Genomic DNA, 24,778 nt, shown 5'->3' with positions numbered 1-24,778 from the left:
TGGGTTCAGTCGAGTGCCAGCACCACGACACGCTGTCCGGCGCGCACGGCGGAACCGGGTTGCACGCGAATCTCGCGGACCACGCCGGCCATCGGCGCGAGCACGGGGATTTCCATCTTCATCGACTCCAGAATCACCAGCACATCGCCGGCCTCAACCCGGCTGCCGACGTCCACCTGCACCTGCCAGAGGTTGCCGGCAATATGGCTGTCGATGCTCAGTTGGCCGTCGCCCAGCGGTGCGTCTTCGGTCACTTCCGGGGCCAGTTCCTCGCTGTCGAAATGCGCCTGGCCGCTGGCGATCCAGCGCTCGCGTTCGGCGTTGAACGCGGCTTGTTGTTGCTCGCGAAAAGCGCCGATGGTTTCGGCTTCCTGCGCCAGGAATGCCTGGTAATCCGCCAGGTTCAACTGGCTGTGTTCGATGTTCAGGTCGAATCGACCGAGGGGGAAATCCCGGCGAATACGCAGCAGTTCATCAGCGCTGACCGGGTAGAAACGGATCTGATCGAAGAAGCGCAGCAGCCACGGTTTGCCATCGAATGCGGCGACGTCGCGGTAGCGGTTCCACATCTGCAAGGTGCGGCCGACGAACTGGTAGCCACCGGGGCCTTCCATGCCATACACGCACATGTAAGCGCCACCGATGCCGACCGAGTTCTCGGCGGTCCAGGTGCGCGCCGGGTTGTACTTGGTGGTGACCAGGCGATGGCGCGGGTCGAGCGGGGTGGCGACGGGGGCGCCGAGGTAAACGTCGCCCAGGCCCATGACCAGATAGCTGGCGTCGAACACTGTGCGCTGCACTTCATCGAGGTTCGGCAGGTCGTTGATGCGACGAATGAACTCCAGATTGCTCGGGCACCACGGCGCGTCCTTGCGCACGGTGGTCATGTATTTTTCGATAGCCAACTGGCACGCCGGGTCGTCCCAGGACAGCGGCAAATGCACGATGCGCGACGGCACTTGCAGGTCTTTGGCGGCGCACACCGCGTCCCATTCCCCGGCGACGATGCCGAGCAGATCGGCGAGCGGCAGTTGCTCGGGTTGGTAGTGGACTTGCAGCGAGCGGATGCCGGGCGTGAGGTCGATCACGCCGTGCAGATTCTTGCTTTCCAGGGCCTGCATGAGGGCGTGGGCGCGAAAGCGCAGAACGAGGTCCAGTTCCGGGGCGCCGATTTCCAGGAGCAGGTGGGTGTCACCGGAAAGACGTGCCACCAGTCGCGTATCGTCTTGGCCCAAATCCAACACCACAGGCGACACAATTCCCTGTGGGAGCTGGCCTGCCAGCGATGGGGCCCGATCAGACACCGCATCAACTTCATCGCTGGCAGGCCAGCTCCCACATTGATTCCATTTCAAGGCGAGGGTGCGGGCGCTATTCAGGTCGACCGGGCAGAACTGCACCTTGTCCCCAGCCTTGAGCTGCCCCAACTGCCAAAGATCCGCCTCGATCACTGTCACCGGGCATACAAAACCGCCCAGGCTCGGGCCATCCGGGCCGAGGATCACCGGCATGTCACCGGTAAAATCCACCGCGCCAATCGCATACGGATTGTCATGAATATTCGATGGGTGCAGACCCGCCTCGCCACCGTCGGCCCGCACCCATTCCGGTTTCGGCCCGATCAGGCGTACGCCTGTGCGACTGGAGTTGAAATGCACTTCCCACTGCGTGGCGAAGAAGGTGCCGATATAGCTTTCCGTGAAGTATTCCGGGGCGCCGTGGGGGCCGTAGATCACGCGGATCTGCCGGACGGTCGGCAACTCGGTGACGTGTTCTTCAGTCAGTTGCTGACCGACGCTGTGGTCTTTAAGCGCTGGCACATGCAATACGTCACCAGCCCGGAGGGCACGACCGCCATGCCCGCCAAACTGGCCCAGGGTGAAAGTACTTTTGCTGCCCAGATAGTCCGGTACTTGCAGGCCGCCGCGCAGGCACAGGTAACTGCGCGCACCGGCGCCAGCGATGGTGCCGAGGCTCAACGTCGCGCCTGCCGGAATCAGCAGCGTTGTGTTCATGGGTACGCTTTCGCCGTTCAATGCCAACGGGATCGCCGCCCCGGTCACCGCCACCACCGCGTCGCAATTGAAGCGCAACAACGGCCCGCTCATGGTGATTTCCAGCGCCGCCGCACCCTCGTCGTTGCCCAGCAAACGGTTGCCCAGACGCAACGCGCGACTGTCCATCGGCCCCGACGGCGGCACGCCGACTGCCCAGTAGCCGAGGCGACCGGGATAATCCTGCACACTGGTCTGGGTGCCGGCGCTGATCACCTCGAACGTATTGGCCTGATACACCAGGCCTTCCAGGCAACGGGTCCAAGGCTGGCCGCTGGCGAAGGGCGTATCGAGCAAAATCTGCCGCAGATAATCGCGGTTGGTTTCTACGCCATAGAGCTGACTGTCGCCGAGGGCTTGATGCAAATCGGCGCGGGCTTCTTCGCGAGTCGGCGCCCAGCTGATGACCTTGGCGATCATCGGGTCGAAGTACGGAGGGATCTCGCAACCCGCTTCGACCCAAGTGTCGATGCGCAGTTGGATGCCGTTGGCGGTCGGGAAATTCACGGCAGTAAGCAAGCCCGGGCTCGGCTGAAAATCCCGGCCCGGATCTTCGGCATACAAACGCGCCTGAATCGCATGGCCTTCAGGTTTCAAGCCCTGCAGCAGCTCGCTCAGCGGCGGCAAGTCACCGGCTGCCAGCTGCACCATCCATCGCACCAGGTCCACGCCCCACACCTGTTCGGTGACGCCGTGCTCCACCTGCAACCGAGTGTTCACTTCCAGAAAATAAAAGCGCTGCGCCTCGCTGTCGAACACGAATTCCACAGTGCCAGCGCTGCGATAATTCACCGCTTTGGCCAGTTTGATCGCCGCCGCGCACAGCTCTTCGGCCATGCCGTCGGGCAGGTTCGGCGCCGGGGTTTCTTCGAGGACTTTCTGGTTGCGGCGCTGCACCGAGCAATCGCGCACGCCCAGGGCGATCACTTCACCGTGACCGTCGCCGAACACCTGCACTTCCAGATGCCGGGCACGCTGGATGTATTTTTCGATGAACACGCCAGCGTCGCTGAAGTTGTTCTGGCCCAGGCGCTTGACCGCCTCAAAGGACTCGCTCAACTCCGCTGCGCTGCGGCACACGCGCATGCCAATGCCGCCACCGCCCGCGGTGCTCTTGAGCATCACCGGGTAGCCGACGTGTTCGCCGGCGATCAGGGCTGCGTCGAGGCTGTCGAGCAGTTCGGTGCCTTCGAGCATCGGCACGCCGTGTTGTTTGGCCAACGCGCGGGCGGTGTGCTTGAGGCCGAACACCCGCAGTTGCTCTGGCGTCGGGCCGATGAAGGCGATGTCGGCGGCTTCGCAGGCTTCGGCGAATGCGGCGTTTTCCGAAAGAAAACCGTAGCCAGGATGGATCGCGGTAGCGCCGGTGGTTTTGGCAATGGCGAGGATTTTATCGACCGCCAGGTAAGTGCCGGCGGCAGCACCATCGCCGAGGCTGTGGGCTTCATCGGCTTGCAGGATGTGCAGGCTCGCGGCATCGGCTTCGGAGTAGACGGCAACGCCGTTGACCTGCAGTTCACGCAGGGTGCGCAGGATGCGGCAGGCAATGGCGCCACGGTTGGCAATCAGGACTTTTTCGAACATGGCATAACCCCTGATGGGGATGCGGGCCGTCCCGCAGTTTTTCGATGAGCGCCGGGGTCGTCCACGGCGGCAGAATCAGTTCTCTTCAGATCACCATCGAACCCTGTGGGAGCTGGCTTGCCAGCGATGAGGCCAGGACATTCAACCTTGACGTTGCCTGATACACCGCCATCGCGGGCAAGCCCGCTCCCACAGATCCGGTGTGGTGTCAGAGCTTTTTGATGCACTGGCTCGAACGGGCCTGGCACAGTGCAAACAACCAACGCCGCAACCGCGAAAATTTCAGTTCCATACCAATAGCTCCGCAGGGGTCGGGTTGTAGGCGTTGCACGGGTTATTCAGCTGCGGGCAGTTGGAGATCAGCACGATCACGTCCATCTCGGCGCGCAGGTCAACGTACTTGCCCGGTGCGGAAATCCCGTCTTCGAACGTCAGCCCGCCGTCAGCGGTGACCGGCACGTTCATGAAGAAATTGATGTTCGGCCCGATGTCACCTTTGCCCAGCCGTCCGTCATGCACGCAGGCGCGCAGGTAGTTGTCGCGGCAGCTGTGCATGTAGCGTTTTTCCAGGGCGTAGCGCACGGTGTTGCTCTCTTGCGCGCAGGCGCCACCGAGGGTGTCGTGACGCCCGCAGGTGTCGGCGACGATGGTCAGCATCGGTTTGCCGAGGTTGGAATACAGCACGCTGCCTGTGCTCAGGTACACGCTGTTCTGTCGACGCAGGGTACGCTGCACGTCGTAGCGTTCCTTGGGATTGGCGACGCTGTAGAACAAGGTGTCGACGGCCTGGTTGCCTTCCAGATCAAGGATGCGCAAGGTCTGGCCGGCCTTGACCTCCATCAGCCAGGGTTCGCCGGCCGGAATGGTGGCGCGGTAGATTGCGGCTTCTGGATGCTTTTCAGTATTGACGATGGCGAGTGACATGACAGCGATCCTCAGGCGAACAAACGGTCGGTGTTGATGAAGCCGCGCTCGTTTTCCGGGCGCGAGGTACGGCAGTGTTCGGCGACGCTGGCGTCGGCATTCATCCAGCTGAGCTTCAGCGGTTTCGGCGCGTACTCCGGCGACGGGTCCATCGGGTGTTGCAGGGCGGTAAGCACCACCAGCGTGTCCATCGGCGCGTACAGCTCGATGTAATCACCAGCCTTGGAGTTGCCCTCGACAAAGTGGAAACGCCCGGCGTCGTCGACGTTCACGCGGCTGAACAGGTTGAGGGTCATCAGCAAATCCGACAGGCCCAATCCCCACTTGCCCAGCTCCACCAACAGGTTGTCGGTGCCGTTGCGGAAGAAGCCGTTGCGCAGTTCCTGATAGCGACCCGCACCGTATTTTTCGGCGACTTCTTCAGCGCAGAGCACGCCGCCGAGGCTGTCGCTCCAGCCGCAGGTGTCGGCGGTGATCGCGGCCAGTACGCGGCCCATGTCCGAGTACAGACAATGGCCGGTGGTGAGCTTGGCGGTGTGTTGGCATTTGAGGCTGTCGGGCAGGTTCAGACGTTCGGTTTTTTCATTGGCGTTGAGCAGCGTCAGGCTGACGTTGGCGCCACCGCGAATGTCGGTCAGGCGCAGCAGTTGGCCGCGCTTCAAGACGAAGGAACGATGGCCGCCGCCGGGGAGCATTTCTTCGGCGAACGGTGGGAACAGTTGAGTCGAATCTGTCATTTTCAAAACTCCTCTAAGCGATACGAAGCGTGCCCGCCAGTTGCACCGGCAAGGCGTCGACGGCGGCACGGGTGGCGCGGCGGTCGCTGTTCAAAGGGATGTCGTAAGTGATGCGCGCGCCATAGCGGCCGGGTGCATGCGGGTCGAGGCGGACCTTGTCGAACACCAGCAAACGCGTGCGGAGGCTGAAACCTTCGGACAGGTCATGGGTGACCATGAACACGGTCAGTCGGGTTTCGCGCCACAGCTCCAGCAGCAAGGCATGCATGTCTTTGCGAATGCCCGGATCAAGGGCGCCGAACGGTTCGTCGAGCAGCAACACCCGAGGTTTCATGATCAGCGCCTGGGCGATGGCCAGTCGTTGCTGCATGCCGCCGGAGAGCTGCGCCGGGTACTTGTCCAGCGAATGCCCGAGGCCGACTTTGTGCAGCAGCACCGAAGCCTGTTCGCGAGCTTCTTTTTTCGCGCTGCCAAACAAGCGACCAAGCAACGGCGAGCGCGGGAGTTCGAGGCCGAGGGCGACGTTGTCCAGCACGCTCAAGTGCGGGAACACCGAGTAGCGCTGGAACACCACGCCACGACTGGCATCCGGTTCAGCGGCCAGCGGTTGGCCGTCGAGCAGGATCTCGCCGCGACTGGCTTGTTCCTGGCCGAGCAGCAAACGCAGGAAGGTCGATTTGCCGCAACCGGAAGCGCCGACCAGGGTGCAGAACTCACCCTCGTTGACGCTCAGGTTGAGGCCTTCGAGCACCACCTGATCGGCGTATTGCTGCCAGACGTTTTTCACCGTGATGAAGCTCATTTGGCCGCTCCTTCATACCAAGGAAATGCGCGACGGGTCAGTTGCTTGAGCCCCCAATCCATCAGCCATGCGAGCAGGGTGATCCACACCACGTACGGCAAAATCACGTCCATCGCCAGGTAGCGGCGCACCAGGAAAATCCGGTAGCCGAGGCCGTCGGTGGAGGCAATGGCTTCGGCAGCGATCAGGAACAACCACGCCGAGCCGAGCATCAGGCGCAGCGAAATCAGCAACCGTGGCAGCAATTGCGGCAGCACCACGCGCAGCATCAAGGTCCAGGTGGAAGCGCCCAGGGTCTGGGCCTTGATCAGCAACTCCACGGGAATTTCCCGGGCGCGCTGTTCCAGGTCCCGGGCCAGCGCCGGGGTGATGCCGATCACGATCAGCATCACTTTCGACAACTCGCCTAACCCGAACACGATGAACAGAATTGGCAGGATCGCCAGCGGCGGCACCATCGACAGCACTGTCAGCAACGGCGACAACGGCGCACTGAACAGCGGCAGGGTGCCGGCGGCCATACCGAGGCATAAGCCGGCGAGGGCGCTGATACCCAAGCCAATAGCCAGGCGTCGCAGACTCGAAGCACTGTCCTGCCAGAGCAGGTATTCACCGGTGCGGCTGTCGGCGACGAACGCCAGGCGTTTCACCGCGTCCGTCATCTGCACGGCACTGGGCAGCAGTTTGTCGTTGGGGTTGTCTGCCAGTCGCTCGGCCGAGCCCATGAAGTAGGCGAACAGCACCAGGGCGAACGGCAGGATCACCAGCAACAGGCGACTCGGGCGATCCGGGTGGCGATTGATCAGGCGCATGGCCAAGTCCTCTTCTTACAACTGGGCGTCGGCAGCCATTTGCACGTAGCTCGGGTCGAAACGCAGCTTGAGGTTGCCTTTGTCGCCGCTGGTTACGCCGTTGGCGAAGGCCATGCCGACCGCGCTGGTGTCCTTGGCGCCCTCACCCAGCAAGCCGTGCTGGAAGGAGAACTCGGCGACCTTGCGCATGGTTTCCGGCAGTTGTTTGCTGGTGCTGAACGCAAGTGCTTCCTTGGGGGTGGCGAACAGCTTGGTGGTGTCCAGTTGAGCCTGGAAACCGGCGAGGTCAGTGCCCGAGGCTTTGGCCATGTGTTCGAGGGCGGCTTTGCTGGCGGCGTTTTTCGCGTTCATCAACTCGACCACTTCGAACCACGCGCCGGTCAGCGCTTTGCCCAGGGCCGGGTTGTCTTTGAGGGTGGCGCTGTTGACCACCATCATGTCCATGATTTCGCCGGGGATCTGGCTGGAGTTGAAGACTTCGGTTACCGCAGGCTTGGCCTTGATGTCCGAGAGCATCGGGTTCCAGGTAGTGACGGCGTTGACCTGATCGGTGTTGAAGGCAGCCGAGATATCGGCGTCGGAGGTGTTGACCACTTTCAGGTCTTTCTCGGTGAGGTCTACCGAATCGAGAGCCCGGGCCAGCAGGTAGTGAGAAACCGAGAGCTCGACCAGATTGACGTCCATGCCCTTGAGGTCGGCGACTTTCTTGCCTTCGCCCTTGAGCACGATGCCGTCGTTGCCGTTGGAGAAGTCGCTGACGATCAGTGCGGTGCTGTCGACGCCACCAGCGGCCGGGATGGTCAGCGCATCCATGTTGGTCATGGTGCAGCCGTCGAACTGGCCGGCGGTGTACTGGTTGATCGATTCGACGTAATCGTTGAGCTGCACCACATCGATCTTGATGCCGTACTTCTTCGCCCATTTGTCGACGATGCCTTGGCTGCCGGCATATTCCCAAGGCATCCAGCCGGCATAAATCGTCCAACAGACGCTGAAGTGGTCTTTTTGCGCGGCATGGGATGAGACGCTGACGAGGGCTGCAAAAGCAGCAGCGAGCAGGGCGGCGGGTAAACGAAGCTGGGACATGGTGGTTCTCCAGTTGATCAGGGGCGGGCAGGAGGCAACGCGGCACCGTTAGCGGTGGCTTTGTCTCCCGGGCTTTTGTCCCGCCGTGTAACCTCAACTGGAGGTCGCCAACTCTCGGACCAGTCACTCGCGATTGCGAGCCGGAACCCTAGTCAGCCATTGCAAATTGTGGTGCTGCGAACCTGTGATGACTCCTGCACGGGTTTGTTAAAGCGAGAGGCGTGCCAAGTTCGCAGAACGCGTCTAGCGCAAGGGAAAGAGTCGATTCTCGGTGAGTGCAGTGGGGAAGGGCTGCTTTGTGATGGTGCATCGGTGCACTGTGATGTGGCGTGAGCGGTCGTTATTACCGCGGTGATATATCCACCTTCAGCCTTAATCAGCGCGTGAATGGATGAAAAACCTTTCATCGGCGAGATGTTTCAACTTGTTGCGAGAACGCACCAGATTCCGAAATCGATGTCTGATCTTTCGACAGTCACCGAATAATTGACTGTCGCCTGCCAGCGTCGCTGGTGTGGCTCACCCGCGGTCCAGGAGGCCGCCATGCTCTCTCGAATTCTACTGATTGCTGTGTTGGGTTTGTCCCTTGGTGCATGCGTGCCTTATTCCGATGGAGGAGTCAGCTACTACAGTTCCGAGGTCTACACCTCGCCCGCGCCGGCCTATTACGCCGGTGGCAATCGCTACTATTCCAATGACGGTTATTACTCGCCGCCAGCCCGTTACTACGCGCCACCAGCGCGCTATTACCAGCCAACGCCGCGCTACTACTCGCAGCCGCGGGTCTATCAACCGTCACCGCGCTATTACCAGGCGGCACCGCGTCACTATCAGGCGCGCCCCGATTACCGCGCGCATCAGAATCACGGCTGGGACGGCCGCAACCGTGGCGGCTGGAATAATGACTACCGCGGCAACAATGGCGGCCGTAACAACAACCATGGCGGTCGAGGCGACCACAACGGTCGTGGCGATCGCGATGGGCGGGGTAGTCACCGTTAGTCACCCACAAAAAAGCGGCGCATCAAGCGCCGCTTTTTTTGTGCTCGCATTTCAGTACTCCGATAAATCCGCCAACGGATGCCGACCCTCCCAGACCTTATGGAAATGCGCTTCTACCACCGCATCCGGCACATTGTTGATATCCGGCCAATGCCAATGCGGCTTCTGGTCCTTGTCGATCAACCGCGCGCGCACGCCTTCACTGAATTCCGGATGGCGGCAGCAGTTGAGGCTTAACGTGTATTCCATCTGAAAGACTTCAGCCAGTGACAGGTGCCGGGCGCGGGCGATCTGTTCCCAGACCAGATGCGCGGTCAATGGCGAGCCCTCGCTCATGGTCCGAGCGGCGCGGCTCATCAACACGTCGGTGTCATCGCGCAAATGGCTGATGGCCTTCCACGCGCAACGCACGTCACTGACATCCAGCAGTTCATCGATGCGCTGGCGGCGTGGCAGCCACTGAGGCTCGGGCATTTGCGCCACGGCTTCTTGCTGCAAGGCCTTGAGCAGGCTGTTGAGTTGTATGGGCGTCTGTTCCTGCCAGTTCAATTGCAGCAGGCCTTCGATTAGCGCTGCTTGTTGGTCGTCGAGCAGGAAACGGTCGGCGAGGTCCAGATCGATCGCATCGCGAGCGTTCATGTGGGCACCGGTCAGGCCGAGAAACAGTCCGAGCTTGCCGGGCAGGCGCGACAGGAACCAACTGGCGCCGACGTCAGGATACAGGCCGATGGTGATCTCCGGCATGGCCAGCCGACTGCTCGGCGTGACAATGCGGATGTTCGCCCCTTGCAGCAGCCCCATGCCGCCGCCAAGCACATAGCCGTGCCCCCAGCAGATCAGTGGTTTCGGATACGTGTGCAGGCTGAAGTCCAGGCGATATTCCGCGGCAAAGAAGTGCGCGGCCAAGGGTGGCACTTCGCCTGGATGGGCGCGGCAGGCTTCCACCAGGCTGCGCACTTCACCACCGGCGCAGAAGGCTTTGGCGCCGTTGCCGCGCAATAAAACACAAACGACTTGCGGTTCTTTGGCCCAGGCGTCCAGTTGATCGCGCAGGGCGCTTATCATCGGCAGGGACAGCGCGTTCAGCGACTTTTCGGCATCCAGCGTGGCAATGCCGATGCGGGCGCCGTCGGTGCCGGTAAGTTCTTCGAAGTGCAGATTCATCGTGACCTCGATCGGAAATTTGAAGGTTAAGTATGATCGCTGTGTGGGAAAGTGCCGGATCTGCGTCAGATCAATTGACAAGCGTGATGCGCTTTCCTAGGGTTCGCCCCATTGTTTTTGCCGGATGTAACCATGACTGCTGACGACCGTATCAAACTCGAACCGAGCTGGAAGGAGGCCCTGCGTGCCGAATTCGACCAGCCCTACATGAAAGAGTTGCGAAACTTTCTGCAACAGGAGCGGGCGGCCGGCAAGGAGATCTATCCACCGGGCCCGATGATCTTCAACGCGCTCAATTCCACGCCACTGGAGAAGGTCAAGGTTGTCATCCTCGGTCAGGACCCGTACCACGGCCCGGGCCAGGCCCATGGCTTGTGCTTCTCGGTGCAACCAGGCGTGCCGGCGCCGCCATCACTGGTAAACATCTACAAAGAGTTGAAGCGCGACCTGAACATCGACATCCCCAGCCACGGCTACTTGCAGAGCTGGGCCGAGCAGGGCGTGTTGATGCTCAACACCACCATGACGGTTGAGCGCGCCAATGCCAATGCGCACAAGGACAAAGGCTGGCAGTTTTTCACCGACCGGATCATTGAAGTGGTCAGCCAGCAGCAACCGCATCTGGTGTTCATGCTGTGGGGCGCCCATGCGCAGAGCAAACAGAAACTGATCGATGCCACCAAGCACCTGGTGCTGACGTCGGTGCACCCGTCACCGCTGTCGGCGTATCGCGGCTTCCTTGGTTGCGGGCACTTCAGCCGGACCAACAAGTTTCTGGAGCAGAATGGCGAGACGCCGATCGAGTGGCGCTTGCCGCCAGTATGAAAAAATCGCCAGCAGGCTGGCTCCCACATTAATTTTGCGGTGTTTACAACACCTGTGGGAGCCAGCCTGCTGGCGATGAATTCAACCCGGTCTTTACTCTGGATCGCGGTTCCAATACTTGAACAACGGCTCCGCCAGAAACAACACAAACAACAGCCGCATCACCTGCATCGCCGTTACCAGCGGCACCGACAATTGCAGGGTCTCCGCGGTCAGGCTCATCTCCGCAATCCCGCCGGGCATCATGCCCAACGTCAGCGAACGCAGATCCAGGTGGGTCAGCGCACTCAAACCCAATGCCGCTGCCGTAGCAATCAACATGGTCAGCACCGTGCCAATCAGCGTCCGGCCCATGAACGACGGCGCGCGACGGAAAAACTGTCGATTGAAGTGACAACCCAGCCCGCTGCCGATCAACCACTGGCCGATCTGGCTGCCGCCGTTGGGCAGGCCAATGTGCAGATCCCAGCTGATACTGACCGCCGCACTGACCAGCAACGGCCCGAACAGCCAAGGGTTGGGTTGACGCAGGCGCTCCCAGATCCACGCCGCCAATGCGCCGGCGGGGAATAAAATCGCCAGCCAGCGCCAATCGATGCTGCCAGCGTGGGAAATCGGTGCACCATCGCCCAGCAGGTATTTGAACGCTGCCGGCACACACAAAACGACGACCAGGACACGCAAACTCTGCCCTGCCGCCACACGGCTGAGCACCGCGCCGTTACGCGCGCCGAGGTTGACCATCTCCCCGGAACCGCCGGGCATGCTGGAAAAGAAAGCGGTGGCGCGATCTTCACCGGTGCGCCGCATCAGCCACACGCCGACGACCGCCGACAGGCTGGTGACCAACGCACCGAAGAAGATCAGACCGAAATGACTCAGCACCTGGTCCATCACCACCGGGGTGAAGTGCAGGCCAATGCCGATGCCGACGATCCACTGGCCGCACTTGCGGCCGCCAGGGATTTCCGCCAGTTGCCAGGGTGTCAGGCAACGCACGAGGATGATCGCCAGCAACGAGCCGACCATCCACGGCAAAGGCCAGCCGACCTGGCTGGCGAGATAACCGCCCAGCAGGCCGACCAGCGGGGTTCCCCACCAGGCTTTGAAAGGTGTTCGATCAGACATCGGCAACAACGCGCCGCGCAACCGAACGTTTACGCCAGATGCGCACAATCGGCACCAGCAACATGACCACGATCAACCCCCAGACACCAACGGTGATACCGCTCGACCAGAGAATATCCAGCGAGCCATTGGAAATCGACAGCGCCCGACGCAGATTCTGCTCCATCAAGCCACCGAGGATGAAACCCAGCAAAACCGGCGACAACGGGAAGTCCAGCTTACGCAGGATGTAGCCGAAGATGCCGATGCCGATCATCAGGAACAGATCGAAGGTCGTGGCATGCACGGCGTACACGCCAATGGCGGTGATGATGGCGATCATCGGCACCAGCGCCCAGTTCGGCACAGCGAGGATTTTGGTGAAGATGCGGATCATCGGGATGTTGAGGATCACCAGCATGATGTTGGCGATGAACAACGAGGCGATCAGGCCCCAGACGATGTCTGGTTGCTGCTGAAACAGCAGCGGACCCGGTGTGATGTTGTACAGCGACAACGCGCCGATCATCACCGCCGTGGTGCCCGAGCCGGGAACGCCGAGGGTCAGCATCGGCACCAGTGCGCCGCACGCTTCTGCGCCAATGGCGGTTTCCGGCGCTGCCAGGCCGCGCTTGTCGCCTTGTCCGAATTTTCCGCTTGGGCCTGCGATGCGTTTCTCGGTCATGTAGGCCACGGCACTGGCCAGCGTTGCGCCAGCACCCGGCAGCACACCCATGATGAACCCGAGCACGCCGCAACGCATGTTCACCCAGAACACCGAAGCCGCTTCCTTGAAATTGAACAACATTCGGCCGGTGGCCTGGAAGGCTTCCTGGCCACGGTGGGTTTTTTCCAGCAGCAACAGAATTTCGCTAATGGAGAACAGACCCAGTACCAACACCACGAACTGAATGCCGTCGGTGAGGTGGATGTTGTCACCCGTGAAGCGGTACACGCCGCTGTTGGCATCGATGCCGACGGTCGACAGGAACAGGCCGATCAGCGCCGCAATGAACGTCTTGAGCGGCCGATCCCCCGCCATGCCGCCGAGACAGACAATCGCGAAAACCATCAGCACGAAGTATTCCGCGGGACCGAAGGCAATCGCCCATTTCGCCAGCATCGGCGCGAACACGACCATCCCGCAGGTCGCGATAAATGCGCCAATGAATGAACTCCACGCGGACAGCGATAACGCCACACCGGCCAATCCCTGACGGGCCATCGGGTAGCCATCGAGAGTAGTCATCACGGTTGATGCTTCGCCCGGGATGTTCAGCAGGATCGAACTGATCCGCCCGCCATATTCGCAACCGAGGTAAACCGCCGCCAACAGGATCAATGCCGACTCCGGTGGCAGGCCCAACGCGAAGGCGATCGGGATCAACAACGCCACACCATTGATCGGGCCCAGCCCCGGAAGCAGGCCGACAACCGTACCGATCAATGTGCCGCTGAGTGCCGTCACCAGGTTGTAAGGGGTTAGCGCGACGCCGAAGCCGTGACTCAAATAACCAAGCGTATCCATATCAGTTCTCCAGAACGTCGAGCAGGCCCAGAGGCAGTGGCACGTCCATGACTTTGTCGAACAGCAGGTACAGGCCGACGCTCATCAGGCTGATGATGATCACGCCCGGCAGCCAGCGTCCGCCGTACAGACGAGCCATCGGAATGCCAACCAGCATGCTGCTGAGGATGAAGCCCAGCGGTTCGAACAACCCGGCGAACACCAGCAGCAACAGCACGCAGACACCAATCTTGGTCAGCGTCTCGCGATCCATCGGTGGATCTTCATCGGTGTGCTTGATCGGCGAGGGGCGATACACCATGTAAACCAGCGCCAGCCCCATCAGCCCCAGCATCAACAGGGGAAACGCGCGCGGGCCGATCGGTTCGTAGGAAAACGGTGCCTGATAGGGCAAAGCCATCAACACCAGGCTGACACAGGCCAGCAACAGCACCGAAGCAAAAATGCGTTGTAAGAGCATGGGGAACTCCTGTGCCGCGGCTCCGCCAAACGGAGTCGCAGCCGCTAGACAGAGGCGATCACTGAATCAGGCCGAACTCTTTGGCCAGCACTTTGTAGTCGGCGACTTGCTTCTTCACGTACGTGTCCAGTTCCGGGCCGGTCATGGCGAACGGGAACAGTTCACGCTGATCACGCAACTTGGCGAACTCGGGCGAGGCCAACAGTTTGTCGAAGGAGTCTTTCCACCAGGCGTAGTCTTCGTCGCTGACTTTTGGCCCCAGGTAGAAGCCGCGAACCACCGGCCAGACGATGTCGTAGCCCTGCTCGCGAGCGGTCGGAATGTCTTTCATTTCCGGCTCGTCCAGACGCTTGTCGGAGAACACCGCCAGCAGGCGCATGTCGCCGCTCTGAATGTGCGGCATGGAGTCGGAGATGTCGGTGCTGCCAACCTGGATGTGGCCGCCGAGCAGGGCGGTGGCGATTTCGCCGCCGCCTTCGAGGGCGACGTAACGCAGGTCACGCGGGTTGATCCCGGCGGCCTTGGCGATCAGCGCGGTTTGCATCCAGTCCTGGCTGCCGACGGTGCCGCCGGAACCGATCACCACTTTGCTCGGATCTTTCTTCAGTGCCTGAACGAGGTCGTCGAGGGTCTTGTAGGGCGAATCGCTTTTCACCGCGATGGCGCCGTAGCTGGTGCCGACGGCGGCCAGCCAGCGTACGTTGGTTTCATCGAAACGACCGAACTTGCCTTGCGCCAGGTTCAACAGCGAACCGCTGGACCAGGCCACGAGGGTGCCTGCATCGGCCGGCCGCTGGGCGACCACTGCGTTGTAGGCCACCGCGCCGACACCGCCGGGCATGTAGGTCACGCGCATCGGTTTGGTCAGCAGTTTTTCGTTGACCAGCGCGCTCTGCGCCAGTTTGCAGGTCAGGTCGAAACCACCGCCCGGCGAGGCCGGGGCGATGCACTCGGGGCGTTTGGGCTCGGCCATCAGTTGGCCAGCAAACAGCATGCAGCTGGCGGCGAGGGCGAAACGGCGCAGTGATCGATTCATTTTTGTCTCCACGGGAGTTGTTGTTTTTGGGGATGTTTCAGGTGCGGCGGTTTCGCTTCGCGCAGCCGTTGACGGCGCCGGCAAGCGTAAACGATGGGGAGCGGGAAAAGTCGCGCGGCGGGCAAATCTGGAGCTGGGTGGACAGCATGGCGAAGTACCTCGTTATTGTTCTTATTGGCGAAAACGCATCGAGGCGTTTTTCGGGAGCTACATTTCAAAGCAGGATCGATGGCTGCGATCGAAACCATCCGTAAATCGACTCTAACGGTCGAACCTTTCGCTAACCTTTCATCGGGCTTTCACGGTTTTTCGGGCTTCACAGCGGCGGATGCCGCTGTAAACTCCGCGCCAAAGAATGGCGTCGACCATCCCTGAACGAGGTAACTGTCCATGCGTGTCCTGCTCGTCGAAGACCATCTGCAGCTCGCCGAAAGTGTCGCCCAGGCGCTCAAGAGCACCGGCTTGACCGTGGATGTCCTGCACGATGGCGTGGCCGCCGACCTGGCGTTGAGTAGCGAGGAATACGCGATGGCGATTCTCGACGTTGGCTTGCCGCGCATGGATGGTTTCGAAGTGCTCGCACGGTTGCGCGCACGCGGCAAAAACCTGCCGGTGTTGATGCTGACGGCGCGCAGTGACGTCAAGGATCGGGTGCATGGCCTGAACCTCGGTGCCGACGATTACCTGGCCAAGCCCTTCGAACTCACCGAGCTCGAAGCCCGGGTCAAAGCCTTGCTGCGCCGTAGCGTGCTGGGCGGTGAGCGTCTGCAACGCTGTGGCGTGCTGGCTTACGATCTGGAGACTCGGCGCTTCACGCTTGGCGAGGAACTGCTGACCCTGACCTCCCGCGAGCAAGCCGTGCTGGAGGCGCTGATCGCTCGACCCGGACGAGTGATGAGCAAGGAGCAACTGGCCTCCCAGGTCTTCGGCCTCGACGAAGAGGCCAGCCCCGACGCCATCGAAATCTACGTGCACCGCTTGCGCAAGAAACTCGATGGCCAGCCGGTCGCTATTGTGACCTTCCGTGGTCTCGGCTACTTACTGGAAAGCCGTGATGCATAAGCCCAGCAGTCTGCGCTGGCGGTTGCTGTGGAACCTGGCGCTGCTGCTGGTGGTGTTGATGCTGGCCAGCGGTTTGAGCGCCTACTGGAACGGTCGCGAAGCCGCCGACACCGCCTATGACCGGACGCTGCTGGCGTCCGCACGAACCATTGCCGCCGGTGTATCCCAGCGCGATGGCACCCTCAGTGCCGACGTGCCGTACGTGGCCCTCGATACCTTCGCCTACGACAGTGCCGGGCGGATTTTCTATCTGGTCAACGACATCCACCAGAACTTGATTTCCGGCTACGAAAACCTTCCGGCTCCGCCGCCCGGCACCCCGCGCACCGACGATTACCCGGCACTGGCGAGTTTCTACAACGCCACTTATCGCGGACAGAACGTGCGCGTGGTCAGCCTGCTCAAACCGGTCAGTGAACCGAACATGAACGGCATGGCGGAAATTCGCGTGGCGGAAACCGATGAAGCACGGGTCAGCATGGCCCGCAGTCTGGCGGCCGATACCTTGTTGCGTCTGGGCATGTTGGCAATCGGTGCACTGATGATCGTATGGTTTGCGGTCAGTGCGGCGTTGCGTCCGCTGGAGCGTTTGCGCACGGCGGTGGAGGAGCGGCAGTCCGACGATTTGCGTCCGCTACCGTTGGTGGAAGTCCAGCGCGAGTTGTGGCCGCTGGTGCGCGCGCTCAATCACTTTACTGAACGCCTGCGCGAACAGTTCGAACGACAGGCGCAGTTCATCGCCGATGCCGCCCATGAATTGCGTACCCCATTGGCAGCCCTCAAGGCGCGACTGGAACTGGGCCTGCGAGCAAGCGAACCCGAAATCTGGCGCAGCACGCTGGAAACCGCTGCGCAGGGCACCGACCGCCTGACGCATCTGGCCAATCAGTTGCTCTCGTTGGCGCGGGTCGAAAACGGCGCCCGGGCAATTGCCGAAGGTGGAGCGCAGTTGCTGGATCTCAGTCAATTGGCGCGTGAGCTGGGTATGGCCATGGCACCGTTGGCCCATAAACGTGGCGTGGCACTGGCGCTGGAGGCGGATGAGCCGGTCTGGTTGCGCGGTGAACCGACGCTGCTGAACGAGCTGTTGAGTAATCTGGTGGACAACGCCCTGGCCCACACACCGCCAGGCGGCAATGTCATTTTGCGAGTCTCGGCACCGGCGGTGCTGGAGGTTGAAGATGATGGTCCCGGGATTCCGCTGGATGAGCGGGATCGGGTATTCGAACGTTTTTACCGACGCAACCAGCAAGTGGCGGGATCAGGCTTGGGGTTGGCGATTGTCGGCGAGATTTGCCGCGCGCACCTGGCGCAGATTAGCCTGCACGATGGTGAGCTGGCGGGGTTGAAAGTGCGGGTGAGTTTTATTGCCGGGGAGTGAGGGGGGCTGTTCTGGCCCCATCGCCAGCAGGCTGGCTCCCACATTGGACCTTTGTTACACCACAAATCCCTGTGGGAGCCAGCCTGCTGGCGATGGAGGCAACGCGGTCTCGATCAGTAAAACATCGACCGCGTTTCTTCCAGTTCCGCGCACTTCACCTTGTTGTCCAGATCGATCCCGAGTTTGACGAAAGCCGGAACGCTGAGCGGATCAATCCTCGAAATCGGGTGGTCGGTGTCTTTGTGGCAGTACAGGCTGGCCACTTGTACCAGATCGACATAATCAATCTGGGCTGATTGTCGCTTGAAGTTCTGATACAGCAGCGGCACCTGCACCAGCAACTCCGGAAATTCCCAGACCCTGAGCAGCTTGTCACCGAGCAGCGGGTGAATCTTCTCAATCACATGGTTGAGGCTGACCGGGTCGGACAGCAATTCATAGTGATCTTCGGCATAGGTCAGGATCGGCAACACGCCAATTTGATGCACCAACCCGCCGAGGGCTGCCTGATCAGGCTTGAGTTGGGTGTAGGTGCGGCACAGGGCATAACTGACGCCGGCAATTTCCAGGCTCTTGCGCCAGACATCGCGCATCTTTTGTTCCACCACCTCGGAGCGAGCATGGAATATCTGCTCCATGACCAGACCAATCGCCAGGTTGCTGCTGTAGTTGATGCCCAGGCGTGTGATGGCCGTGTGCAAGTCAGTGACTTCCTGAGTCGCACGCAGCAGGGGGCTGTTGACCACTTTGATCAGGCGCGCCGACAGCGCAGTATCGCGGCCGATCACTTTGCTCAGGCTGCTGATACTGATTTCCGGGTCTTCAGCGGCCTTGCGAATCTGCAAAGCCACTTCCGGTAATGTTGGCAGAACCAGGTCATCGTTATCGATGGCCTCAACCAAATCCTGTTGGACCTTTTCCGCCAGCTCACTCATTTAGTTTCTCTAGGTGTCGCAAAAAGGTACTGCGTTTAACGCTGGATCTCGCGATCGCGGTCCAGTTGGTAAGGCAGATCGAGCAAAAGCAGCGCCGGGCCGTCGATTGCGCCCAGATGAATATCGCCACCTTCCGCAGCTTCGGCTTGCAACACGGCCAACAGTTCAATGTGATTTTCGGCACTGGCGGCCAGCACCACTTCACCGATTGCACTGCTGTGGCTTGGGGAAAACAGCTGGGTGCCAGGTTCAGGCAGGTCGCCGGCATCCAGCTTTACCCGATACAGGCGACGCTTGAGTTTGCCGAGGTACTGCATCCGCGCGACGATTTCCTGGCCGGTGTAGCAACCTTTTTTGAAACTCACGCCACCGACGGCTTGCAGATTGAGCATCTGCGGAATGAACAGCTCGCGGGTGCCGGGCATTACCTGACCGATCCCTGCGCGGATCTGGCCCAGCAGCCATTGATTCAGGTCGCCTTCTGCCAGCAGGGCGGACAGTTTGCCCTTGAGACTGTCGGCTTGATCGGCAGCCGCCCAGAGTTCCGCTCGATCGGCTGACACGCGAATGGCGATCAAACCGTCATGGCGCGCGACACTATCGATTTCTGCCGGCAACTCAAGGCCGAGGCTCTTCAGCGCAGCATCGCCATGCTCAATGCCAAAACGAATCCAGGCAGCACTTTCGTCCGTCAGTTTGGATTTGGAGAACACGGCGTACTTTTTCAGGTCCGCCAGTTGTGGCTCCAGCAACTCACTGGCCATCGCCATCAACACGCCGTCACCTTCGAGCAGAATACGGAAGCTCGACTGCATCCGGCCTTTCTGGGTGCAGCGCGCGCCGAGGCTGGCCTGTGTGTCGCTCAGGTAATTGAGGTTGCAGGTCAATTGGCCTTGCAGGAACTTGCCGGCGTCCGCGCCGCGGACCGCCAGAATACCTTCATGAGACAGCGTGCAGAAAAAAGCAGAATCGGCCATGGGTCATCGCAGGGTAAAGAGTCTGGTGGACATGATAAGGGGGCGCCTTCGAAATGGGTAGTTCACAAAGGATCGTCGGTGCCCGACCAAAGCCGAGTGTTCGGCGCGGCGCGGGGCTGTATACTTGCGGCCTATTTGAGGAGCGCTCCATGGTCGAAGATGTTGAACTGAATCGCCTCTACTGGCACAGCCGCCGCGGCATGCTTGAGCTTGACGTGTTGCTGGTGCCATTCGTCAAAGAGGTTTACGCAGGTCTGAACGAGGTGGATCGCGCGTTGTACGTCCGCCTGCTGGAATGCGAGGATCAGGACATGTTCCGCTGGTTCATGGAACGTAACGAATCGGAAGATCCGGAACTTCAGCGCATGGTCCGCATGATCCTGGATCGTGTCCAGCCCAAGTAATTCGTTCGAATGCCGCTGGCACGCCTCGCGGCAGTTGCTGGCGGTGTATCTATTGGCCCAGCTGTTCGCGCTGGGTTCGCTGTTTCTTCTCGCCATTCCAGCGTGGGCCAGTCTGCTCGGCGCTTTGTGCTGCCTGTTGCATGGCGTTTGGCTGTTGCCCCGGCAGATTCTGCTGACGCACCCACAGGCCTTTTGCGGCTTGCGTCGCGACGCTGATGGTTGGCAGTTATGGAATCAGGCTGCCGGATGGCAACCGGTGCAGCTGCGGCCGGACAGCCTGGCGCTGCCGTTGGTGGTGGTGCTGCGCTTTCGTCTGCAAGGTGAGCGACGGGTCCGGGCCATTTGCGTGCCCCGGGATTCGCAGGCGGCGGAGGTGCACCGACGCCTGCGGGTTCGGCTCAAGTTCAGTCGGCGTAGGTGGGCGGCACCAGAATAGTGTCCAGCGCCACTGGCAGCATGTTCGGGTAGTCGAGGGTGTAATGCAGACCACGACTTTCCTTGCGTTCCATGGCTGACAGAATCATCAGTTCGGCCACCTGGGCCAAGTTACGCAACTCGATCAAATCCCGGCTGACTTTATAGTTGCTATAGAACTCATCGATTTCATCCAGCAGCAACCGCACCCGGTGCTGAGCCCGTTGCAGGCGCTTGTTGGTGCGCACGATGCCCACGTAGTCCCACATGAAACGCCGCAGTTCATCCCAGTTGTGCGCGATGATTACGTCTTCATCGGAATCGGTCACCTGGCTCGCATCCCAGGCGGGCAGGGCGATGGGGGCGGAAATCTGCGGCAATTGCTCAACGATGTCCGCAGCCGCCGAGCGCGCGTAGACAAAGCACTCCAGCAGCGAGTTGCTGGCCATGCGGTTGGCACCATGCAAGCCGGTGAAGCTGGTTTCGCCAATCGCGTACAGCCCGGGTACATCGGTGCGACCTTGCTGGTCGACCATGACGCCGCCGCAGGTGTAATGCGCTGCCGGAACCACCGGAATCGGTTGCTTGGTGATGTCGATGGAAAATTCGAGGCAGCGTTCATACACGGTCGGAAAGTGCGTCTTGATGAAATCTTCGGACTTGTGGCTGATATCCAGATACACGCAATCGACACCCAGACGCTTCATCTCATGGTCGATGGCCCGGGCGACGATGTCGCGAGGCGCCAGTTCGGCCCGAGGGTCGAAACGGGGCATGAAGCGTTCACCATTGGGCAGCTTCAAATGTGCGCCTTCGCCGCGCAGGGCTTCGGTAATCAGGAAACTTTTGGCTTGCGGGTGGTAAAGGCAGGTGGGGTGGAACTGGTTGAATTCCAGGTTCGCCACCCGGCAGCCCGAACGCCATGCCATGGCGATGCCGTCACCGCAGGCGCCATCGGGGTTGCTGGTATAGAGGTAGACCTTGGCAGCGCCACCGGAAGCGAGGATCACGAAGCGGGCGCCATAGGTATCGACTTCGCCGGTACCGCGATTGAGCACGTAGGCGCCCAGGCAGCGGTCACCTTCCAGGCCGAGGCGTTTTTCGGTAATCAGGTCGACCGCCACCCGCTGTTCCAGCAACTCGATGTTCGGCCGTTCTTTGGCCTGAGCCAGCAATGTCCTGAAAATAGCAGCGCCTGTAGCATCGGCAGCATGAATGATGCGTCGATGACTGTGGCCGCCTTCTCGGGTCAGGTGGAATTCGAAACCGCCATCTTCGACGCCGGAATGCTCATCCCGGGTAAACGGTACGCCCTGGTCAATCAGCCACTGGATCGCCTCTTTGCTGTGTTCGACAGTAAAGCGCACGGCATCTTCATGACACAGGCCGCCACCGGCATTGAGGGTGTCGTCGACGTGAGATTCGACCGTGTCGGTGTCGTCCAGAACGGCAGCCACACCACCTTGCGCCCAGAACGTCGAGCCGTTGGCGAGGTCGCCTTTGCTCAGTACGGCGATGCGCAAATGACCGGGCAAGGTCAGCGCAAGGCTCAAGCCGGCAGCACCGCTGCCAATTACCAGAACATCGTGTTGAAACTGTTGGCTCATTTCAGGATTCCGCTCAAGGCGACCCGGTTCGGGGGCGGCGCTGGACAACTGGACAGGCGAGTCAGGTTTGTACACAGCCCACTAGTATATAGAGGGGGGGAGCGGCACAATAGCCGAGCCCATATGGCATTGTGAAACTACTGTGACGGAAAAGACCCGACGCTTCGTCGGATGTTTTTTCGACTGATTCAGCGACAAGTGAACTGTATCGTGGATTTAACAGTCTTTTTCGCTACACGGTTGCACAATGTCGGTTTCAGGCAGCTATAAATATTTGGAACTTTTGCCAAAGGCCCAAGATCAATAGACGGTTGCCTGATTCAAGGGACAGTGTCGGCTTCAGCGCGGGATCAGCTTTGGATCCTTGCCAGCGAAACCGATGACAAGATTATTCGCGCAGCCGGGGAATCTCGCGCTGCGTTTTTCGTGCGTGCCGAATCAGAGCCCGCAGGAAACTTGCCTGGAGGGGGAGAACTTTTGCGAAAAGCCCGAGTCTATGTTTGCAAGTCCGGTCGTTTAGTTATGCAAGCCTCCTCCGAGCTTATCGAGGAGTGTTCATGCTAACCCAGGAAGAGGATCAGCAGCTGGTCGAGCGCGTTCAACGCGGCGACAAGCGCGCGTTCGATCTGCTAGTGCTGAAATACCAGCACAAAATTCTCGGGTTGATCGTGCGTTTTGTGCACGACACCCATGAAGCCCAGGATGTGGCACAAGAAGCCTTTATCAAGGCATACCGTGCACTTGGAAATTTTCGCGGAGACAGCGCGTTTTATACGTGGCTTTACCGCATCGCCATTAACACGGCGAAAAACTATCTGGTTTCACGCGGCCGTCGGCCGCCGGATAGCGATGTCAGTTCCGAGGATGCAGAGTTCTACGATGGCGATCATGGCCTCAAGGATCTCGAGTCGCCAGAACGGGCTTTGCTGCGGGATGAGATCGAAGGCACCGTCCATCGAACCATTCAGCAACTGCCAGAAGATTTGCGTACGGCTTTAACTTTACGTGAATTCGATGGTCTGAGTTACGAGGACATTGCGAGCGTCATGCAATGTCCGGTGGGCACCGTGCGCTCCCGGATTTTCCGCGCCCGGGAGGCCATCGATAAAGCCCTGCAGCCGTTGTTGCAGGAAAACTAAAGACAGCGGCGACAGCCAAGAGAGGAACGCCATGAGTCGTGAAGCCCTGCAGGAATCGCTGTCCGCAGTGATGGATAACGAAGCGGACGAATTGGAATTGCGTCGGGTACTCAGTGCCTGTGACGATGTTGAAACCCGTGAAACCTGGGCTCGTTATCAGATCGCTCGGGCAGCAATGCACAAGGATCTGCTGCTTCCACGTCTGGACATCGCCGCGGCCGTTTCCGCAGCCTTGGCTGACGAGGCCGTACCGGCAAAAGCCTCCCGTGGTCCATGGCGCAGCCTGGGTCGTCTGGCGGTCGCAGCTTCGGTAACGGTGGCCGTACTGGCCGGTGTTCGCCTGTACAACCAGGACGAGATCGCCGGTGTCGAACTGGCTCAGCAATCCAGCCAACAGAATCTGGCCGCACCTCAAGTGAAGGGCCCGGCTGTTTTGGCAGGCTACAATGAGAGTTCGGAAGCCACTGGCCCTATGGCCAACGGCGTATTGCAAGGTCAGCCAGGCTGGCACGATCAGCGTCTGCCGAGCTACCTGCGTCAACATGCTCAACAGGCTGCATTGAAAGGTACTGAGAGCGCTCTGCCTTACGCTCGTGCAGCAAGCCTGGAAAACCGTTAAGGAGGATCATGCGCGCCATACCTCTACTTTCGCTTCTGCTCAGTGGCTGGTTTGTTGTTCCAGCCCACGCCAATGAAGCCCAGGACTGGTTGACCCGTCTTGGTCAGGCCGAGCAACAGCAAAGCTTTCACGGTACCTTCGTCTACGAGCGTAACGGTAGTTTTTCTACCCATAACATCTGGCACCGCGTCCAGGATGGCAAGGTCCGCGAGCGTTTGCTTCAGCTCGACGGATCCGCTCAGGAGGTTGTGCGCGTTGATGGCCACACGCAATGTGTCAGCGGCACCCTGATTGCAGGGCTTGGGGACTCTCCCAATTCCGCCGCTCGTGCACTCGATCCACAAAAGCTCAAGAGCTGGTATGACCTTGCTGTCATCGGCAAGTCGCGTGTGGCCGGGCGAGAGGCAGTGATTGTTTCACTGACACCTCGCGACCAGCATCGCTACGGTTTTGAGCTGCATCTGGACAAACAGACCGGCCTGCCACTCAAGTCGTTGTTGCTTGATGACAAAGGACGCCTGCTTGAGCGATTCCAGTTCACGCAACTGGACACCGCCGATGTGCCGTCCGAAGCCGATCTGCAGCCAGGCAGCGACTGCAAGGCAGTCAACCTCGCCAGCGATAAGGCCTCGGCGATCAAAACGGCCCAGGTCTGGCGCTCAGACTGGTTGCCGCCAGGGTTCGAGCTAACCAGCAGCACGGCACGCAAGGACCCCGAGACCAAAACCCAGGTCAACAGCCTGATGTATGACGATGGTCTGGCGCGTTTTTCTGTTTTCCTTGAGCCTTTGAACGGCGCAGCCGTCACCGATACCCGCACTCAGTTGGGACCAACGGTGGCTGTATCCCGGCGACTGACTACCCCGCAAGGTGAAATGATGGTGACGGTGGTGGGTGAAATTCCGGTCGGCACCGCTGAACGGATTGCCTTGTCCATGCGCACTGACGCCACTGCAACCAAGCAGTGAGCTGAAATCGAAATGTTTCGTGAGCATTTCAGTTTGCAAATACCCCCAAAATTTTTTATAGGTCAGAGCCCCTCGGCTCTGGCCTTGTTTGTTGTTCCCGGAACAAAAATACCGGCGTATCTTTCCCGGTGTTCCTTGATCCATATCGCTT

General features: G+C 60.3%; 23 protein-coding genes and 1 riboswitch. Of the genes, 9 read left to right on the top strand and 14 right to left on the bottom strand.

Annotated features, from left to right (window positions below; all coding sequences use genetic code 11):
• Positions 1-5: 5 nt before the first annotated feature.
• The 6 genes from uca to KVG88_RS07265 form a co-directional block, all read right to left on the bottom strand.
• Positions 6-3,638: an urea carboxylase gene (uca, locus tag KVG88_RS07290; protein WP_217870971.1), complete on the bottom strand. Its 3,633-nt coding sequence runs from the start codon at positions 3,636-3,638 to the stop codon at positions 6-8.
• A 282-nt stretch (positions 3,639-3,920) separates the two neighbouring features.
• Positions 3,921-4,562 (bottom strand): urea amidolyase associated protein UAAP2, encoded by a 642-nt coding sequence (locus KVG88_RS07285; protein WP_150705066.1) that lies wholly within the window; start codon positions 4,560-4,562, stop codon positions 3,921-3,923.
• Positions 4,563-4,573: 11 nt separating this feature from the next.
• Positions 4,574-5,299: an urea amidolyase associated protein UAAP1 gene (locus KVG88_RS07280; RefSeq protein WP_217870970.1), complete on the bottom strand. Its 726-nt coding sequence runs from the start codon at positions 5,297-5,299 to the stop codon at positions 4,574-4,576.
• A 13-nt stretch (positions 5,300-5,312) separates the two neighbouring features.
• Entirely contained in the window at positions 5,313-6,101 is a 789-nt protein-coding gene (locus KVG88_RS07275; RefSeq protein WP_217870969.1) for an ABC transporter ATP-binding protein, read from the bottom strand.
• Positions 6,098-6,913 (bottom strand): ABC transporter permease, encoded by an 816-nt coding sequence (locus tag KVG88_RS07270; RefSeq protein WP_150705063.1) that lies wholly within the window; start codon positions 6,911-6,913, stop codon positions 6,098-6,100. The genes KVG88_RS07275 and KVG88_RS07270 overlap by 4 nt, the downstream gene beginning before the upstream one ends.
• Before the next feature lie 15 nt (positions 6,914-6,928).
• The gene (locus KVG88_RS07265; RefSeq protein ID WP_217870968.1) at positions 6,929-7,999 is read right to left on the bottom strand and encodes a putative urea ABC transporter substrate-binding protein; all 1,071 of its coding nucleotides are present in this window, start codon (positions 7,997-7,999) and stop codon (positions 6,929-6,931) included.
• 62 nt (positions 8,000-8,061) lie between these two features.
• Positions 8,062-8,162, bottom strand: a riboswitch (guanidine-I (ykkC/yxkD leader).
• Positions 8,163-8,542: 380 nt separating this feature from the next.
• Between KVG88_RS07265 and KVG88_RS07260 the strand changes: the two genes are divergently transcribed.
• Positions 8,543-9,001: a hypothetical protein gene (locus KVG88_RS07260; RefSeq protein ID WP_217870967.1), complete on the top strand. Its 459-nt coding sequence runs from the start codon at positions 8,543-8,545 to the stop codon at positions 8,999-9,001.
• Between the two features lie 51 nt (positions 9,002-9,052).
• On the opposite strand, the gene dspII is transcribed toward KVG88_RS07260, so the two are convergent.
• On the bottom strand, positions 9,053-10,165 hold the full coding sequence (gene dspII / locus KVG88_RS07255) for an enoyl-CoA hydratase/isomerase DspII (RefSeq protein ID WP_217870966.1): 1,113 nt from the start codon (positions 10,163-10,165) through the stop codon (positions 9,053-9,055).
• Between the two features lie 132 nt (positions 10,166-10,297).
• Between dspII and ung the strand changes: the two genes are divergently transcribed.
• The gene (gene ung / locus KVG88_RS07250; protein ID WP_217870965.1) at positions 10,298-10,990 is read left to right on the top strand and encodes a uracil-DNA glycosylase; all 693 of its coding nucleotides are present in this window, start codon (positions 10,298-10,300) and stop codon (positions 10,988-10,990) included.
• Between the two features lie 93 nt (positions 10,991-11,083).
• Here ung and KVG88_RS07245 read toward each other — a convergent pair whose 3' ends face one another.
• From KVG88_RS07245 to KVG88_RS07230, 4 genes are read right to left on the bottom strand one after another with little or no spacing between them, the layout of a single operon-like run.
• Entirely contained in the window at positions 11,084-12,118 is a 1,035-nt protein-coding gene (locus KVG88_RS07245) for an AbrB family transcriptional regulator (protein ID WP_150705058.1), read from the bottom strand.
• Complete coding sequence (locus KVG88_RS07240) at positions 12,111-13,625, bottom strand: tripartite tricarboxylate transporter permease (RefSeq protein ID WP_150705057.1); 1,515 nt, start codon at positions 13,623-13,625, stop codon at positions 12,111-12,113. The genes KVG88_RS07245 and KVG88_RS07240 overlap by 8 nt, the downstream gene beginning before the upstream one ends.
• A 1-nt stretch (position 13,626) precedes the next feature.
• Positions 13,627-14,085, bottom strand: coding sequence for a tripartite tricarboxylate transporter TctB family protein (locus KVG88_RS07235; protein ID WP_217870964.1), 459 nt, complete (start codon positions 14,083-14,085; stop codon positions 13,627-13,629).
• A 58-nt stretch (positions 14,086-14,143) separates the two neighbouring features.
• A complete protein-coding gene (locus KVG88_RS07230) occupies positions 14,144-15,121 on the bottom strand; it encodes a Bug family tripartite tricarboxylate transporter substrate binding protein (protein ID WP_077184197.1) in 978 nt (325 codons plus the stop codon).
• A 390-nt stretch (positions 15,122-15,511) separates the two neighbouring features.
• Here KVG88_RS07230 and KVG88_RS07225 point away from each other — a divergent pair, with 390 nt between their 5' ends.
• Together KVG88_RS07225 and KVG88_RS07220 are read left to right on the top strand one after the other, a co-directional pair.
• Positions 15,512-16,183, top strand: coding sequence for a response regulator (locus KVG88_RS07225; RefSeq protein ID WP_150705055.1), 672 nt, complete (start codon positions 15,512-15,514; stop codon positions 16,181-16,183).
• Positions 16,176-17,564, top strand: a complete 1,389-nt coding sequence (locus KVG88_RS07220; protein ID WP_217870963.1) for a sensor histidine kinase — start codon at positions 16,176-16,178, stop codon at positions 17,562-17,564. The genes KVG88_RS07225 and KVG88_RS07220 overlap by 8 nt, the downstream gene beginning before the upstream one ends.
• A 113-nt stretch (positions 17,565-17,677) precedes the next feature.
• Here the strand turns inward: KVG88_RS07220 and KVG88_RS07215 are convergent, their stop codons facing one another.
• Both KVG88_RS07215 and ygfZ read right to left on the bottom strand, forming a co-directional pair.
• Entirely contained in the window at positions 17,678-18,499 is an 822-nt protein-coding gene (locus KVG88_RS07215; protein ID WP_150705053.1) for an HDOD domain-containing protein, read from the bottom strand.
• 35 nt (positions 18,500-18,534) lie between these two features.
• Positions 18,535-19,476, bottom strand: a complete 942-nt coding sequence (ygfZ, locus tag KVG88_RS07210; RefSeq protein WP_217870962.1) for a CAF17-like 4Fe-4S cluster assembly/insertion protein YgfZ — start codon at positions 19,474-19,476, stop codon at positions 18,535-18,537.
• Between the two features lie 149 nt (positions 19,477-19,625).
• Between ygfZ and KVG88_RS07205 the strand changes: the two genes are divergently transcribed.
• Together KVG88_RS07205 and KVG88_RS07200 are read left to right on the top strand one after the other, a co-directional pair.
• Positions 19,626-19,880 (top strand): FAD assembly factor SdhE, encoded by a 255-nt coding sequence (locus KVG88_RS07205; RefSeq protein WP_217870961.1) that lies wholly within the window; start codon positions 19,626-19,628, stop codon positions 19,878-19,880.
• Entirely contained in the window at positions 19,864-20,316 is a 453-nt protein-coding gene (locus KVG88_RS07200) for a protein YgfX (protein ID WP_217870960.1), read from the top strand. Before KVG88_RS07205 ends, KVG88_RS07200 begins: the two co-directional genes overlap by 17 nt.
• Here KVG88_RS07200 and nadB read toward each other — a convergent pair.
• Positions 20,285-21,901, bottom strand: a complete 1,617-nt coding sequence (gene nadB, locus KVG88_RS07195) for an L-aspartate oxidase (RefSeq protein WP_217870959.1) — start codon at positions 21,899-21,901, stop codon at positions 20,285-20,287. The two genes, KVG88_RS07200 and nadB, sit on opposite strands and share 32 nt — an antisense overlap.
• Before the next feature lie 557 nt (positions 21,902-22,458).
• Here nadB and rpoE point away from each other — a divergent pair.
• Genes rpoE through KVG88_RS07180 form a run of 3 tightly spaced genes read left to right on the top strand, consistent with a single transcriptional unit; the run spans position 22,459 to position 24,627 of the window.
• A complete protein-coding gene (gene rpoE, locus KVG88_RS07190) occupies positions 22,459-23,040 on the top strand; it encodes an RNA polymerase sigma factor RpoE/AlgU (protein WP_003172477.1) in 582 nt (193 codons plus the stop codon).
• Between the two features lie 31 nt (positions 23,041-23,071).
• Positions 23,072-23,659 carry a sigma-E factor negative regulatory protein gene (locus KVG88_RS07185; RefSeq protein ID WP_150705048.1) on the top strand — a complete coding sequence of 196 codons (588 nt, stop codon included), beginning with the start codon at positions 23,072-23,074 and terminating at the stop codon, positions 23,657-23,659.
• Positions 23,660-23,667: 8 nt separating this feature from the next.
• Positions 23,668-24,627 (top strand): MucB/RseB C-terminal domain-containing protein, encoded by a 960-nt coding sequence (locus tag KVG88_RS07180; RefSeq protein WP_217870958.1) that lies wholly within the window; start codon positions 23,668-23,670, stop codon positions 24,625-24,627.
• Positions 24,628-24,778: the final 151 nt, after the last annotated feature.

Source organism: Pseudomonas azerbaijanoccidentalis (assembly GCF_019145495.1).
GTDB classification, from domain to species: domain Bacteria; phylum Pseudomonadota; class Gammaproteobacteria; order Pseudomonadales; family Pseudomonadaceae; genus Aquipseudomonas; species Aquipseudomonas azerbaijanoccidentalis.
The sequence above is the reverse complement of the archived record's forward strand: the minus strand, read 5'-3'. Positions and strand labels throughout refer to the sequence as shown.